The 15,869-nt window shown below is 25.9% G+C and carries 14 protein-coding genes; 1 reads left to right on the plus strand and 13 read right to left on the minus strand.

What is annotated here, in order from left to right; genetic code table 4:
• Positions 1-34: 34 nt before the first annotated feature.
• The 6 genes from tkt to EMELA_RS04500 all read right to left on the minus strand — a co-directional run bounded on the left by tkt (position 35) and on the right by EMELA_RS04500 (position 5,708).
• On the minus strand, positions 35-1,999 hold the full coding sequence (tkt, locus tag EMELA_RS02345; RefSeq protein WP_028124136.1) for a transketolase: 1,965 nt from the start codon (positions 1,997-1,999) through the stop codon (positions 35-37).
• Positions 1,992-2,237 carry a DUF896 domain-containing protein gene (locus EMELA_RS02350; RefSeq protein ID WP_084485293.1) on the minus strand — a complete coding sequence of 82 codons (246 nt, stop codon included), beginning with the start codon at positions 2,235-2,237 and terminating at the stop codon, positions 1,992-1,994. Before EMELA_RS02350 ends, tkt begins: the two co-directional genes overlap by 8 nt.
• Before the next feature lie 27 nt (positions 2,238-2,264).
• Positions 2,265-3,362, minus strand: coding sequence for a ribosome biogenesis GTPase YqeH (gene yqeH / locus EMELA_RS02355; protein ID WP_028124134.1), 1,098 nt, complete (start codon positions 3,360-3,362; stop codon positions 2,265-2,267).
• Positions 3,347-4,258: a hypothetical protein gene (locus tag EMELA_RS02360; protein ID WP_034971162.1), complete on the minus strand. Its 912-nt coding sequence runs from the start codon at positions 4,256-4,258 to the stop codon at positions 3,347-3,349. The genes yqeH and EMELA_RS02360 overlap by 16 nt, the downstream gene beginning before the upstream one ends.
• A 185-nt stretch (positions 4,259-4,443) precedes the next feature.
• Positions 4,444-4,929, minus strand: a complete 486-nt coding sequence (locus EMELA_RS02365; protein WP_028124133.1) for a hypothetical protein — start codon at positions 4,927-4,929, stop codon at positions 4,444-4,446.
• Between the two features lie 641 nt (positions 4,930-5,570).
• Positions 5,571-5,708, minus strand: coding sequence for a hypothetical protein (locus tag EMELA_RS04500; protein ID WP_156932107.1), 138 nt, complete (start codon positions 5,706-5,708; stop codon positions 5,571-5,573).
• A gap of 27 nt (positions 5,709-5,735) precedes the next feature.
• Here EMELA_RS04500 and EMELA_RS04505 point away from each other — a divergent pair, with 27 nt between their 5' ends.
• On the plus strand, positions 5,736-5,897 hold the full coding sequence (locus EMELA_RS04505; RefSeq protein WP_156932106.1) for a hypothetical protein: 162 nt from the start codon (positions 5,736-5,738) through the stop codon (positions 5,895-5,897).
• A 332-nt stretch (positions 5,898-6,229) separates the two neighbouring features.
• Here the strand turns inward: EMELA_RS04505 and EMELA_RS02370 are convergent, their stop codons facing one another.
• The 7 genes from EMELA_RS02370 to yihA all read right to left on the minus strand — a co-directional run bounded on the left by EMELA_RS02370 (position 6,230) and on the right by yihA (position 15,867).
• Positions 6,230-6,547 carry a hypothetical protein gene (locus EMELA_RS02370; RefSeq protein ID WP_028124132.1) on the minus strand — a complete coding sequence of 106 codons (318 nt, stop codon included), beginning with the start codon at positions 6,545-6,547 and terminating at the stop codon, positions 6,230-6,232.
• An 850-nt stretch (positions 6,548-7,397) separates the two neighbouring features.
• Positions 7,398-7,592, minus strand: coding sequence for a hypothetical protein (locus EMELA_RS02375; protein WP_028124131.1), 195 nt, complete (start codon positions 7,590-7,592; stop codon positions 7,398-7,400).
• A gap of 54 nt (positions 7,593-7,646) precedes the next feature.
• Positions 7,647-7,769, minus strand: a complete 123-nt coding sequence (locus tag EMELA_RS05190; RefSeq protein WP_268875442.1) for a hypothetical protein — start codon at positions 7,767-7,769, stop codon at positions 7,647-7,649.
• 175 nt (positions 7,770-7,944) lie between these two features.
• Positions 7,945-9,558: a hypothetical protein gene (locus tag EMELA_RS02380; RefSeq protein ID WP_028124130.1), complete on the minus strand. Its 1,614-nt coding sequence runs from the start codon at positions 9,556-9,558 to the stop codon at positions 7,945-7,947.
• A gap of 86 nt (positions 9,559-9,644) precedes the next feature.
• Positions 9,645-12,266, minus strand: coding sequence for a valine--tRNA ligase (locus EMELA_RS02385; protein WP_028124129.1), 2,622 nt, complete (start codon positions 12,264-12,266; stop codon positions 9,645-9,647).
• 96 nt (positions 12,267-12,362) lie between these two features.
• On the minus strand, positions 12,363-15,278 hold the full coding sequence (locus tag EMELA_RS02390; RefSeq protein WP_028124128.1) for a cation-translocating P-type ATPase: 2,916 nt from the start codon (positions 15,276-15,278) through the stop codon (positions 12,363-12,365).
• Positions 15,271-15,867 carry a ribosome biogenesis GTP-binding protein YihA/YsxC gene (gene yihA / locus EMELA_RS02395; protein ID WP_028124127.1) on the minus strand — a complete coding sequence of 199 codons (597 nt, stop codon included), beginning with the start codon at positions 15,865-15,867 and terminating at the stop codon, positions 15,271-15,273. Before yihA ends, EMELA_RS02390 begins: the two co-directional genes overlap by 8 nt.
• Positions 15,868-15,869 lie beyond the last annotated feature (2 nt).

Consider the following 15,869-nt stretch of genomic DNA (forward strand, 5'->3'; position numbering starts at 1 on the left):
ATTCACTCCATTCTATTTTTTCTTAAATTTAAACTTATTTTATAACACTTATAATTTTATTAAAAATTTGCTCACTTGTAAATCCATATTTACTAATTACTGTATTTGCTGGTGCACTTGCTCCAAATATATCAATTCCAATGTTTATTCCATTATCACCAGTATATTTGCTTCAACCAAAGGTTGTTCCCATTTCAATTGAAACTCTTAAAGTATTTTTATCAATGATTTTATCTTTGTAAGTTTGATCTTGTTGGTCAAATAAACTTGTTGATGGCATTGATACAACTTTTGCAATAATATTGTTTTCTTTTAGTTTTTTAGCTGTTTCAATTGCTAATGAAACTTCACTTCCTGTTGCAATTAATGTAACTTTTGCGTTTGGTTGATCAAATATAATGTAACCACCTTTTTTAACTTCTTCATATACGTTATTATGTGGTAGTTGAATTAAGTATTGTCTAGTTAAAACTAATGTTGAAGGATTATGTTTTAATTCTTCTAATGCTATTTTGTATGATGCTAATGTCTCAGCATAATCAGCTGGTCTAAATACAACATGATTTGGAATACTTCTAATCATTGCTAATTGTTCAATTGGTTGATGTGTTGGACCATCTTCTCCAACAGCTACTGAATCATGCGTAAAGATGAATAATTGTTGAGTATTCATAATTGATGATAAACGCATTGCTGGTTTCATATAATCAGCAAATACAAAGAATCCACTTGAGAATGGGATTAAACCACCATGTTGATGAATACCATTGTTAATTGCTCCCATGGCAAATTCTCTTACACCATAAAGAATATTTCTTCCACTTCTGTTATCAACATCAAATTGACTGTCTGCCCCTTTAATTTTAGTTGATGAAACTAAATCTGCAGAACCTCCAATTAAGAATTTAACTTGTTTATTAATGTTATCTCAAATATTTCCTGAACTTACTCTTGTAGCTTCTGCTTTTTCTGGAGTATTTGCTAATAAAGCTTCATAATCAAATTTAATATTTTTATTAATAGCATCATTAAATTGTTTTGCTAATTCAGGTTTTACATCTTTTAATTTTTTAAGTTCATTATTTCATTGTTCTTCAATCACTAAGTTTTTTGAAAAGTTTTTCTTTCAGTTATCATAAACTTCTGTTGGAATTTCAAAATCATTGTGTTTTCAATCAAAAGCAGCCTTAACAGTTTCAATGTCAGCTCCAATTGGTGCACCATGAACAGCACTTGTTCCTTGTTTTGTAGCACCAATACCAATAATTGTTTTTACTTCAATATAAGTTGGTTTATCAGCTTTTTTAGCTTTATTAATTGTTTTTTCAATTGCTTCTAAATCTTCTCCATCAGTAATTTTGATTGTATTTCAATTTGCTGCTTTGAATCTTTCATGCATATTTTCATTTTGTGCTTTTTTAACTCAATCGTCTAATTGAATATCATTTGAATCATGAATTAAGATTAATTTAGTTAAATTCAATCTTCCTGCTAGACTAATTGATTCTTGTGCTACACCTTCTTGTAAGTCACCATCTCCACATAAAACAAATGTATGGTGATTAACTAGATTAACACCATCTTGGTTATAAACTGATGCAGTATGTGATTCAGCGATAGCTAAACCAACTCCCATTGCAATTCCTTGTCCTAATGGACCAGTTGTAACATCAACACCTTCAGTTAAATGCGATTCAGGATGTCCTGGAGTTTTACTATCTCATTGTCTGAATTGTTTAATTTCATCCATTGATAAATTGTATCCAGCTAAATGTAATGCTGAATATAATAAAGCACTACCATGTCCTGCTGATAGAACAAATCTATCTCTGTCAAATCATGTCGGATTTTTAGGATTGTGTTTCATTATTTTATTAAATAATGTATAAACAATCGGTGCTGCTCCTAAAACAATCCCTGGGTGACCTGAGTTTGCTTTATTAATTGCAGAAACTCCTAAAATTCTTAATGCATTCAAATTTTTATCTTTATTAATCATGACTTTCTCCTTGTTTTTTAAGTTTTTTTGGTGTTACATCGTTCCCTTCTGGATCAATAACTTTAGTATTTTGTAATTGTTGTTCAAAACCAGCTCTAAAATATTTTAAATATAAAATCTTTAGTTCTTCTCGATAAGCATTTTCTTCTTCTGTTAAAGCGCGTTCTTTTTTGATTTTTGCTAAGCGATTAATTTCATCAATCACTTCTGGCATTTTTAAATTTTGTAAATCCTTCATTGCTTTCCCCTTTAAAATTATTTTATACTAAATTATTGGTTTTCTTAATTTAGTTTTAACATCCAGTTCTTTACAAGGTATATTAATTGTTATTTTCATTGAATTCTTGATTTTAAAATTAAATCAACCTAATCCTGAAATAGATATTTCAAATTCTTTATTTATGTCTTTTTCAGTAAATTCAAATTCTTGTTTATTAATAGTTTGATCTAAATTATAAGAAATTATATTTTTTTTATTTCTTTCATAATAATCAAAAGCATTTTTTGTATTTGTTCTATGTAACTTGATTTCTTTATTATTGAAAAAATGAAAACTATTAAGCTTTTCGTTTTCCCATTCAAAATTAACTCAAGCTAATCCTGCATAAAAAATTGTATTATTTGGTTTTAATTGAAATGTATTTTGAGCAACTTCTTTGTTAAAATAAATGTATTTTCAGTCTTCTTTATTCAATAAGTTAGCAATTGAATTATTTCTAGCAATTCCAGGTGTATCAAAAATAATATCATCACTTGATAACTTAATTTGAATGAAATCTAATGTTGTATTAAAGTATTTTGATTCAACAATTTGAGGAATTAAATTATTAGCTCTCAATAATGAATTGATTATTGATGATTTCCCTACATTAGAACTACCAATAAAGTACTTCTTAGTCTTACTTTTTTTGATTTTATTTAATAAACTGTTTATAAAGTTATTTTTAAAACTTGTGTTCAATATAATATTTGCGTTATTTAATTCACTTTTTGCAAATAATTCAGTGATATATCTTCTAATTTTTGCTAATTTAACAGCTTTTGGTAATAAATCTATCTTATTGATAACAATTGTAACTGGATAGTTCTTAATTGCTGTTTCAATATCTGGAACTCTACTACCTTCTAAATCAAATATATCAATAATGTAATAAAATTCTATCTCTTTCTTTTTTTCTAATTTAATTAATTCTTTAAGTTTTGAAATGAAATGTTCTGCATTTATTTCTTGGTCAATTAATTCGTTGTAATTTTTAATTTTAAAACATCTTAAACAGTATTCATTTTCTGGTTTAACAACATAACCAGGTTTATTGTGATCGCTATTTTGTTTTAAAACTCCACACCCTATGCACTTGCTCATGTTTCCCCCATTTGTTTATTCATAATAAAACTAAAAAATTTAATTAATACTAAAATTTTTAAAACATCATCATAACAATGTTTTCTAGCTTCTTTTAATGAATTTGATAATCTATAGTGTTCTGCTTGTGATACTTCAGGTAAACTAAATAATTTTAAAGCTCTACTACATAAAAACTTAATATTATCTTCAACAAAATTATATTTACTATGTAAATCTTCAGTATAATCAAAAAATTTCTTTAAGCTTCTAATTTTAATTGAATCATGAATATCACCTTTTTTAAGATTTTGTTCATTGTAAAATTTTGAACCATCTTTAGCATAATTAGTAAAACTTAAATTTTGTTCTAATGCATCATAAATATCAAAACTATTTAAATCATATGCTTTAGTTTCTTTATTAAAGATAAATAAGTCTGTTTTTTTATTTTTAAATAAAACTTTATAAGTATTAATTCATTGTTCAATGATATTTTTATCATTATCTTGTCCTGCAAAAATAATTGTTCTAATGTTTTTATTAACACACATATTTATAAAGCTTTTAATCATTGATTGATATTGATTTTTAAAGTTATATTTTTCATCATTAACTTTTCTTCTAATTGATAAGCTATTAATTGATTTGTGATTATTTCTTGTTTGTACTTCATTAAAACTTTTAGCAAATGAGTAATTCATTAAGTAAACTATGTCTTTTTCATTTTCGCTATACAATTTTGGTTCAATCTTTTCAAAATCATGACTTCGATTAAAGAATTCTGTATCTAAAATGATAACTGGAAACTTAATTTCTTTTAATTTATTCTTTAAACCTTCAAAGTTAAAATAAATCGATTGATGCTTATTTAATTTGATTTTATTATCTTGTATTTCCAAATTTTTGTACTTCATAGTTTTCTTCTTTTCTTTTTTATATTTTAACAAAATAAGATATTTTTTTGTTACTTGTGGTTAATACAACAACATTTATTGAACTTTTTCTTACATAAAATAAAAAAGTGGGTTAATTACCACTTAATTATCCATAAAAACTATTTTATTTTACATATGTGTATGCTTTTTCATAATATGATATTTTAGTTATACTGTAACAACATATAATCTATTATTGCCACATACATTAGATCAATATCAGAGCTAAAAGTATCTGTTGAAAGACTTACAGTTTGTTTATCACTTGTTATTTTGTATAACTTACTAGTTCCTTTTAAAGTTGAGACTAATAATTGATCATTAAGTGAAATTAACTTATTAAAGTTATTAGTATTACTACTTATTATTGTATCTTTTGCAACTGCAGAATTACTAATTTTTAATTTACTAATTTTGAAGAATCAAATAAGGTATATAGTTTTATTATTATTCACAATCATATCTTTTATTTTAACTTTGTTATTTGGAATATCTAATTGAACATATGTATTTGATGTTTTATCAAAGTATTCTACTTTATTTCATAGACTATCAGCTAAGAATATTTTGTTATCAAAGAAAGCAAATTTTGATTTTATAATTTTATTCTCATTATTGTTTAGTAAAGTTACTTTTTGATTTTTATCCATTGAAGCAACTTGTCTGCCAGTTCCTATTATATATAGATTATTTTCTGTTGAAATTAAACCCTTAACCGGATTGCCTCGTTCAAAAATGTTTAATGTTTTTAAATTTATTTTTTTTCCTTTTTATCATTTTCAATAGAGTAATATACAACAACTGAGTCGTTACTTGAAGCATCAATATAGCTATAGTACTAGCTTATCATTAAAATTAACAAGATTTTTTGGTTTGTTAGCTGGACCAATTTGTGTGTTCGGATTCATGTTGGGCATGTTAAAGGTTATACAGCAATTGTGTCTTTAGAATCAATAAAGTAATTTTTATTCTTGCTTTTTGCATAAGCCATTGAATCAACACCCTGCATTGTAGCCATATTACTATTTTTAAATACCAATGTCGAATCGACATTTAAAGGAAGTTTTTTAGCCTCTATTGTATTATCATTTCACTTGTAATTTTTACCATCAATTGAAAGTGATAAATCAATAGAAACATTTTTAGATTCTATATCATTACCAACAATGTTGTAACTAATTTTTATATATGAATATTTGTTTAGAATATAACTGTTAACTAGTTGTTGAACTTCTTTAACAGTTTTGAATTTCTTAATTTTAGCTACTTCATCTTTAATTTCATTTTGAATTTAATTAAAATCTATAATTTTTCTTTCATCAATATTTGCAACAATTTCAAAAGTTTTGTTTGTGATTGAAGCATCATCTCATTTGTAGTTTTTGCCTTCAATTGTTGATTGAACTATAAATGTTGTTTGACCAAGCACTGCATCTTTTATTTTTAATCAGCACTTGTGAATTGAATTCCAGTAACTTTAGTATTCAATAATGCTTGTTGAGCTTTTGAAACTGATTTATATTGGGTGTTAGTTGAAACAGAAACTGAATCTTTAATTGAAGCTTCAACATTATTTGGATTAATTGTTGATCTTTCATCAATATTTGTTTTAATATAAAACTTTTTAGTTAAAACATCATCTTTTCATTTTTATCATTATTTAATGACAGTTCAAGTTCATATTTTACTTGACAAACTTTTTCATTATCACCAATTATTTTTTCTTCACTTATAATATATAAAATATTTGTGCCTTCAACTATTTGATAATTTGAAAGAATTTCTATTTTTGCTGCTTCTGTGAATTGAAAAACTTTGTATTGTATTGTTTATCAAGCTCATTTTGAATTTCATTAGTACTTACAGTATATCTAGTGTCAATATAAGCTGTTAAAGTTAAATATAATTTATAAGACGGATTATTTTCTCAAACAAATTTATCTTTATCATTTATCGTAACAAAACTTCAAAAATACTTAAACCAAATGTTGGATTTTTATCTTTACCAATTCTTACTGAAGTTTTATATTCAAGTCCTGCTACAGAATTAGATTTAATTTTGGCAATTGCCTCAGCTTGAGATTTGAAAACAAAATCATTTAATTGATTTTCTAAATCACTTTTAATTTCACTTGTTTTTAAAACAGTCAAATTATTTTGTTTATTAGAGAAAATATTATTCTTTATAACTTGACTAAGTACAGGATATGTAATCAAAGAACTACTTGTAAGACCAATACAGTTAAGATTGGATAATAATTTTTTCATGTTTTCTCCTTTATTCTAAAATAAATTGACTTTTAGTTTTTTGCTATTATTTATTTTGATGATATTGCCTTAATTTATACTAAATTTGTTGCACCATTTGTTCATCTGTAACTTTCTTCTAAAGTTAAACTTAATGAGATAATTCAACCATTTGCTTCTGAACCAGAAACTTTAGTAACTGCTACTTTTAGTCCTTCAATAACAATTTCTTTTGCTACATAATCTTTAATTTCTGCTTCATCTTTAAAAGTTTTAGTTAATATTTTTGCTTTTATATTACTTGAAACTGCAGTTAAGTCTATTCTTGTATCTTTAATTGTTGAATTTAATGATAATTTTTTTGGACTGTTATTGTCATCAACATCATCTCATCTATTGTATTTATCTAATATTATCGTTGCATAATTACTGCTAATTCTTCAATTTTTACTATTGATACTTGAGTTAAAGTTGTTTTTTCTAATAACTTTGTTTTATAAGTGCGTTAGTTAAGTCTGCTTGAGTGTTATATTTTTTATTCATAACTGCATCTTCTAGTAATTTTTAAATATCAGCTTTTTTAACTAATGTTTTTGTATCAATAACTGTATCTAAAGTGATAGTTTTATCTTTTGTAGTTTCATCGCTTTATTTAATTTCTTTATTAACTAGTTTTGCAGCAATTTTAAATTGTTTATTATAAACAGGCTCATCGTTTTCTGCTTTTACTGTATCTTGTTAAATTTTTAATTTGATTTCACCATTTTTAACAGTTTTAATACTTGAATTTTCTTTGTATGCATTAATTTGATCAATTGCTTCTTGTTCAGAATAGAATTTTCTTTCATTCTTTGCATTAGGTTTAATTTCATTAAATTAACTCCAAATGATAATCATCATTTATTAATTCTTTTACTACTTCATCATCTAACTCGATGTATTGTCCATAATAATAACCTTCATTTAAAATTTTTACTAAATCTTCATTAATTGCACAATCAAGTATGTAATCTTTTAAAATTTTATATTGCTTTAAATTATTTGTATCTTTTGCTATATCAAGCATTAAATCTTCTCAAATATTTTTAAATTCTTTTTCTGAATATGTATCTTTAAATGTTTAAATTATTAAATCTATTTCTGATGGTAAATTATTTATTAAACTTAATAATAATCATTTATTATTTTGTTTATTGTTATTTTGTATAAGTTCTTTTTGTATAATGTTATTTTGAATATTCATTTTGTATAACTCCTTTTGTTTATATTGCTAATATTGTGTTTTGTCTATTTATATCTATGTATATGTGTTCTCCTTTTCAATAATTAGCAAATAAAAAACCAGAGGATATTACCTCCGGCAAAAGTGTTATGCACCCAACTTTAACAATATGTTCTAAAGCATGAATCTATTTTATTTAGTTTGCTGTTTGATTATCAATTAGATTATCGATTGTATCAATTTCATCATCGCTTATATCTTTAAATAAATCTGAATACTTGTCTTCAACATCATCCAAGAATTTCAATGCATCAATTGTTGAGTCTTCACGTGCATCTTCAATCATTTCGCTGTCTAAGTCAGTGCTTAAGATACTTTCATATTTATCTTCAACATCATCCAAGAATTTCAATGCATCAATTGTACTTGTTAATTGATCCACACCTGAAGCCAATGTGACATTTTCAAACATTGTATCGTCAACATCTAAATCTTCTGGTTCAAATTGGAATAAAGTTCTTTCTTCTTCATTAAATATTAAATCATCTAATTGTTTTTTCTCTTTTTGAGTATAACTTTCAATATTACTGATTGTTTCTTCAATTTGAGTTAGTTCTTTTTCAATTTCTTGATCAAATTCTTCATGAATATCACCAAATAAGATTGTATTATTTACATTATTACTAATAGTTTTAGCCGGTTCACTGCTAATGCTTTCTTCTTCAAGGTCTTCATACGTACTGAAATCTTCTTGAGCTGTTTTTAAAGGTTCACTTTGTGTAAAGTCAGTTTCTTTAAAACTATCCAAAGTAACATCATTAGTTTCTAAGAAACTATTTGTTGTTAGTTCATTAAACTCTTCATAATCTTCAGTTCTAATTTGATCTTCTTCAGCAAAGTCACTTTCAGGAGCTGATTGATATTTTTCTACTGTATGAACATCTTCTTCATTCTCTTCAGCTTCTTTAATATAATGCTTACCATGTAAGAAATGCACTTTATCTTCTTCTGAATTAAATCGTATTTCTTTGTTAGGCTCTTCAAATGATAATGGTTCACCATATAACTCATTGTAATCAGCAGTTTGAATAAAATCATTGTTTGTTGCGTCCATATCAGCTGTATTTAAGAATGTATCATAATGTTTTCCATTTAATGTATCATCAAGAACTACTATTTCTTCTTCAACAAATTCAATTTCATCTACTTTATCAAAATTATCACTAATTGTTTTATTAACTGATTCAACTAAATAAGCTATATTTTCATCAGTTAAATTATAAGTTTCATTAGTATCATCTTCAGTTAATTCTTCAAGGGTCTCATTTAATAAATCATTATCAATTGTTTCAACTTTCATATTAGTGATTAAAACTTCACCATCATTTGAAACAACTTCTTCAAATGATAATTGTTTAGGTTTCATTTTTTCTTCTTCTTGTTTTCACACATTTTCAGATAATGAATTTAATCTTTTTTGTTTTTGTTTGTTTTTATTAATTAAACTATATGGATCTTGTAAATCTTGAATTAATTTTTTAGTTTTTTGCTCGTTAACAACTTTAACATTATTCTTTGCTTCTAAAATTTCAATTCTAGCCAGATATTTTTCTCAAGCTTGTGCAGAATCTTTTTTATTGTCATCAAGTCAGATTAAATACATTGCATATTTTCTAATGTGTTCTTGAATTTGCTTATGATAGTCTAAAATTTCTCTTTTAAGAATTGCTAAAGTAGCATCAGCAGAAAACTTTTGAACTAAAATATAATTATTAATTTTGTTTATTAAATCTAGTGAAACGTTTCTCATAATAATCCCCCTTTTTATTAAATTATACTTTATTTGAATATATTAATTATTTATAATAATAAAAAAGCAGTGAAACCACTGTTTTTTTACATTTTATTAAGTTTATCAACTACTAATTCTAATTGTTGTTTATATAAATTATATTTTTCATTTTCTTCAGCAATTTTTGCTGGAGCAGCTTTAGAGATGAAATTTTGATTATTTAACATCTTTTCAGATCTTAAAATTTCATTTTCAAGCTCTTTTTTCTTACTAATTAATTCTGCTAACATTTTATCTTTATCAATGAAATCATCGTTTGAAATTTCGATAAAGAAATCTAATACAGGTAAACTTGTTGTTTCAGTTTCTACTTGTTTATCAACTGTTAAATTAGCATTAACAAACTCATTTAAGAAAATGTTTATTTCATTTAAATATTTACTTAGTACAGTTAAATTTCCATTAGTTGCATTTCAGTTTAATACAACAGTATTTTTAATGTTATTTACTGCTCTAAACTCTCTAATTGAATTAATTAATTCAATAACCACGTTAATATAATCAGTTTCAAAGTTAAATTCTTGATCAAATCATGATTCTTCTAAAATTGAAGCTTTCATATCTAAAGTTTTATAGATGTGTTCGGTTACAAATGGTAAATATGGATGTAACATAATTAAAATATTTTTTAATAAATAAACAATTACTTGTTGAGTAGCTTCTTTTGTTGCAGGATTATTTAAGTTAACTTTTGCAAACTCAATATATCAACTACAGTATGTGTTTCACACAAAATCATAAAGCATTTTTCCTGCAATAGCAAACTCATATTTATCAATTAAATAATTAACTTGTTTTGAAACTTTACTAAATTCAGTTAGGATTCATTTATCAGTTTCGTTTAATTGTTTCGAACCTAAGATTTCTGATTGATTTCAAGGTTTGAAATCTTCTTCTAAATTCATTAGTACGTATCTTGAAGCATTTCATAATTTATTAATAAAATTTCAAGCTGATTTAACTTTATTATCACTATATCTGATATCTTGACCTGGGGTTGAATTAGTTAGTAATGAAAATCTTAATGAATCTGATCCATTGTTTGCAATAACATCCATTGGATCAATTCCATTACCTAATGATTTACTCATTTTAGTTCCATACTCATCTCTTACTAAACCATGAATTAAAACATCTTTAAATGGAATTTGACCTGTATATTCAATTGTTTGGAAAATCATTCTTGAAACTCATGAAAAGATAATGTCATGTCCTGTTACTAAAACACCATTAGGTAAATATTCTTTGAAATATTTAGATTTAAATCCTTCTCCACGCATTAAAGTAGCAAACGGTCATAAACCTGATGAAAATCATGTATCTAAAACATCTTCATCTTGAATTCAGTTTTCAGCATCACTTGGTGCTATCATTCCAACATAAATTTTAGTTTTATCATCTTTGTGGTATCAAGCTGGAATTCTATGTCCTCATCACAATTGTCTTGAAATAGTTCAATCATGAATGTTCTCCATTCATTTTTTTAATACTTGATCAAAACGTTCAGGGAAGAATTTAATGCTTTCATCACTTTTTTGCAGTTTTAAAATCATGTCAGCAAAACTATCCATTTTAACAAATCATTGATCACTTAAATATGGTTCAACAATTGCATTACTTCTTTCACTAAATCCAACTTGATGAATCATTGGTTCTGCTTTGATGAATGTATTAGCTTTTGTAAGGTTTTCAATTATTTTAATTCTTGCTTCAAAACGATCAAGTCCTTGATATTCACTTCCACCCATTTCATTAATAGTTCCATCTTCATTCATACAAATAGGTTTAGCTAAATTATGATGAACACCAATTTCAAAATCATTTAAATCATGTGCAGGAGTACACTTCATAACCCCAGTTCCAAAGTCTAATTCAACATAATCATCAGCAATAATTGGAATAAGCTGGTTATTAACTGGATTAATTACATTTTTACCAATAAATGAAAGATATCTTTCATCTTTAGGATTAACTACTAAACATTGATCTGCAAACATAGTTTCAGGTCTTGTTGTTGCAACACTTAAAAATTCATTGCTTCCTTCAAGCATGTATTTAAAATGATACATAAATCCTTCAACTTCTTTATAAATTACTTCAATATTTGAAATTGCAGTTTTTTGCATTGGATCTCAGTTAACAATACGTTTCCCTTTGTAAATTAATCCTTTGTTATAAAAGTCAACAAAGATTTCTGTCACAATTTTATTAATATCATCATCTAAACTGAATTTTTCAAGACTATAATCAAATGCTAAACCTAATTTAGCTCATTGTTGTCTAATGATTGCAGCATATTCATGTTTTCATTTTCAAGCTTGCTCTAAGAATTTTTCTCTTCCTAAATCAAAACGATTAATACCTTGTTCTCTTAACTTAGCTTCTACTTTAACTTGTGTACTGATTCCAGCGTGATCCATTCCAGGTAAGTATAAAACATCAAAGCCATTTAGCTTTTTAAATCTAATAATAGCATCTTGCAAACTTCCATCTCATGCATGACCAATGTGTAATTTTCCTGTTACGTTTGGTGGAGGTAAAACAATTGAAAATTTTAGTTTTTTAGAATCTGGATTTGCTTTAAAATAATTATTTTCAATTCATCAATCATATCTATTTTCTTCAACGATTTGATAATTATATTTAGCATCTAATTCTTTTTTCATTAGTAATCTCTCCATTTCAATATATTAATTTTATAATATTTAATCTTTAACAAAAAGTGAAACATCCTTTTTTAATTGGAAATTTCACTTGTTTTGTTATTTTTTACGTTTTTTGTTTTGTTCTTTTACATCTTGATTAATCATTTCAGCAATTAACATTTGATTTTTTTGTCAATTATCAACTGATAAATGATATGAATAGAATACAATTCCATCAATTAACATAATTAATAAGAATGGAACAATTGAAATGGCAAATGCTACGAACATAATTCAAATATTAGCACTTGTTAATTTTGCAGTATCTTCAGTATAACCTGCTAGACCTAAAATTTTATCATTTAAACCAGGAATTGCAATCACTCCAACTGATAATGCAAATGCAATCAGTGAAGCATAAATTAATGGTTTAGAAACTGATCATGTAATTTTTTTAGATGCTTTTCAATTTGATATTTTAATTAAGTGTGCAAAGAATAATGGTGACATAACAATTGTAATAAACATTGCAGTTCTACCAAATACGATGTATTCATCTAATATTTTGTTTCTAACAATTCCACTTAAGCTACTATTCATAATTTCATGAATTTGACCTAATCAAGTAGTTGAACTTAATTTAAAATTAACTTGATATGCAGATTTAAAATCATAATTTAATCATAAGTCAGTATCTGTTGCCATCATTCCAATAAAGAATGAACCAACTGAACATAACGCAGATAGAACTCCGATTTTAATAATTGGTACAATTAAACCTTTTAATAACCCGTTTTTACCAACCTGTGGTTTAAGTTTCATTAAAGTATTATCTAATGGCCCCATTCCAATCGCAATGGCTAAACATGATTCAACAATTAAGTTAATATATAAAATATTTGTTGCTTCTAATGGAGAAATTTTAAAGATTAAAGAAATAATTAAAATAGATAAAACGTTTGCTAAGTTAAATCCCATTAATAAAGTAATTGCACGTTTAATTTTTTGATAAACGTTTCTTCCTTCATTAACTCCAGTCATTATTGTAGCGAAGTTGTCATCAGTTAAAATAACATCACTGGCTTGTTTAGCTACATCAGTACCTGTAATACCCATAGCAACCCCAATATCAGCTTTACTTAAACTTGGTGTATCATTAACTCCATCACCAGTCATTGATACAATATAACCCTTTTTCTGTAAAGTAGAAACGATCTTAACTTTATGTTCAGGGTTAACACGAGGAAATACTCGAATATTATCAATTACTTCTGCTAATTCTTCATCTGACATTGTATCTAATCTATCTGATGAAATAACTTGTTTAGCATCATATGCTAATCCTAAATCTCTAGCAATTGCTAATGCTGTAATAGCATGGTCTCCTGTAATCATACATACTTCAATTCCTGCAGCATGTGCTTCTTCAATTGCTTGAACAGCTTCTTTTCTAACAGGGTCAATCATGGCAACTGCTCCAATAAATGTAAGACCTTTTTCTTCAAGTTTATTGTTTTTAACTTCTTTATAAGCAAAAGCAAGCACTCTTAATGCATCATCACTTAAATTTGTACTTACACGCATGATTTCATGTTTATGAGTTTCAGTTAAAGCAATTACTTTATTATCAATCATAATATGATCACAAATGCTTAATAATTGATCAATAGCACCTTTTGTAAATGCTATTGATTTTTTATCAACAGTATTTAATGTACTCATTAATTTTCTTTCGCTGTCAAATGGTAGTTCATCAATTCTTTCAAATTGCTTACGATAAATTAATTCATCAACACCCATTAATTCAGCAAAATCAACTAATGCCAATTCAGTTGGATCACCAATTCTTTCATTACCTTCTGTAATACTGTCATTTGGCAATACTAATGCTTTTAATAATAATTCTTTTTGCTGAGTTTTTTCTAATCCTAAATATTCATCAGCATCCATGATTTTATTATTATCAATAACTTTTTTAACTGTCATTTTATTTTGAGTTAATGTTCCTGTTTTATCTGTACAAATAACATTAACTGATCCAAGTGTTTCAACACTTGCAAGTTTTTTAACAATCACATTATTCTTAGCCATTCTTTTTGTTGAAAAACTTAATGTAATTGAAATAACAGCAGCTAATGATTCTGGAATCACCCCAATTGCTAAAGTAATAGCAACCATTAGATAACTTGCTCAAGCTTCAAATCCACCAACAAGTGATAATAGTAAGAATACTAAAATTCCAATTAAACCAGCAATACAACTAATAATGTATCCAAATTTACTGATTTTTTTCTCAAGTGGAGTTTCACTTTCTTCATTTTTATCAATTGCTTCAGAAATTTTACCAATTTCTGTATTTAAACCTGTTCCGATTACAATTCCAACTGCTCTACCAGATGTTGTGAAAGTTGACATAAATGCAATATTAGTCTTTTCAGCTAAAATTGTTTTAGCTCCAATTACTTTGTGTGTTTTTACAACAGGAACTGATTCTCCTGTTAAAATCGCTTCATCAATCATGAAATCAGCTGATTGAACTATTCTTAATTCTGCTGGTACATATTTTCCAGCTTCTAAAATAACAATATCTCCTTCAACTAAATCAGCTGCATCAATTTCTTTTTGATTATGATCTCTTAATACAACTGCTTTTGGTTTTGAAAGCGATTTAAGTGCATCAACACTTTTTCTTGCTTTAACTGTTTGAACTGTTTCTAAAACAGCATCAACTATAACGATTAACATAATAACAATAAAATCAATAAATTCGTGGAAACCTAATTTTGATTCAATTGATGAAATTAATGGCGCAACAACTGAAATAACAGCTGCAAACATTAATATTAATTGCAATGGTTCAACAAACGCATGTAAAAATGTAACTCATCAAGGTGTTACTTTTGCTGTTGGTAATTCGTTCTTACAATTTTCTTCTAATCTTTTTGCGGCTTCTGTTTCTGTTAAACCGGTTTTAATATCAGTTTTTAACTTATCTTCAATATCTTTTATCTTGCTACTCTCTCAATTATCCATTTTCTACCTCTAACAAGCTAATCAATGCATCATAGCTATCTTTTATATTTATTTTATCTAAATTTGAAACTTTAACAAATATATCACTTGGATTAAATTGTAATGTTTCTTTAATCATTTTTTCATTTTTAACATATTCATTTTTTTTCAACTTATCTAATTTAGTTCCAATGATTAATACAGGAATATCATTAGCTTTTAAAAAATTATACATCTGAATATCATCATTTGTTGGTTTATGTCTTAAATCTACCAACATACATACTAATTTTAAATTATTTCTTGTTGTTAAATAATCTTCCATCATAATTTCAAATTCAATTTTCATATCATTTGAAATTTTTGCATAACCATATCCTGGAGCATCAACAAGTCTAAAACTACTTTTGTTAATATCAAAAAAGTTTAATAATCTTGTTTTACCTGGTGTGTTAGCAACTTTTGCTAATTTTTTATTATTTGCTAATGTGTTAATAAAACTTGATTTACCAACATTACTTCTTCCTACAAAACAAACTTCTGGGATATCATCATTAATTCATCCAGATTTATTTGCTGCGGATTTTATAAATAAACTTTGCTTAAACATAT

This window comes from Mesoplasma melaleucae (genome assembly GCF_002804105.1).
GTDB classification, from domain to species: domain Bacteria; phylum Bacillota_I; class Bacilli_A; order Mycoplasmatales; family Mycoplasmataceae; genus Mesoplasma; species Mesoplasma melaleucae.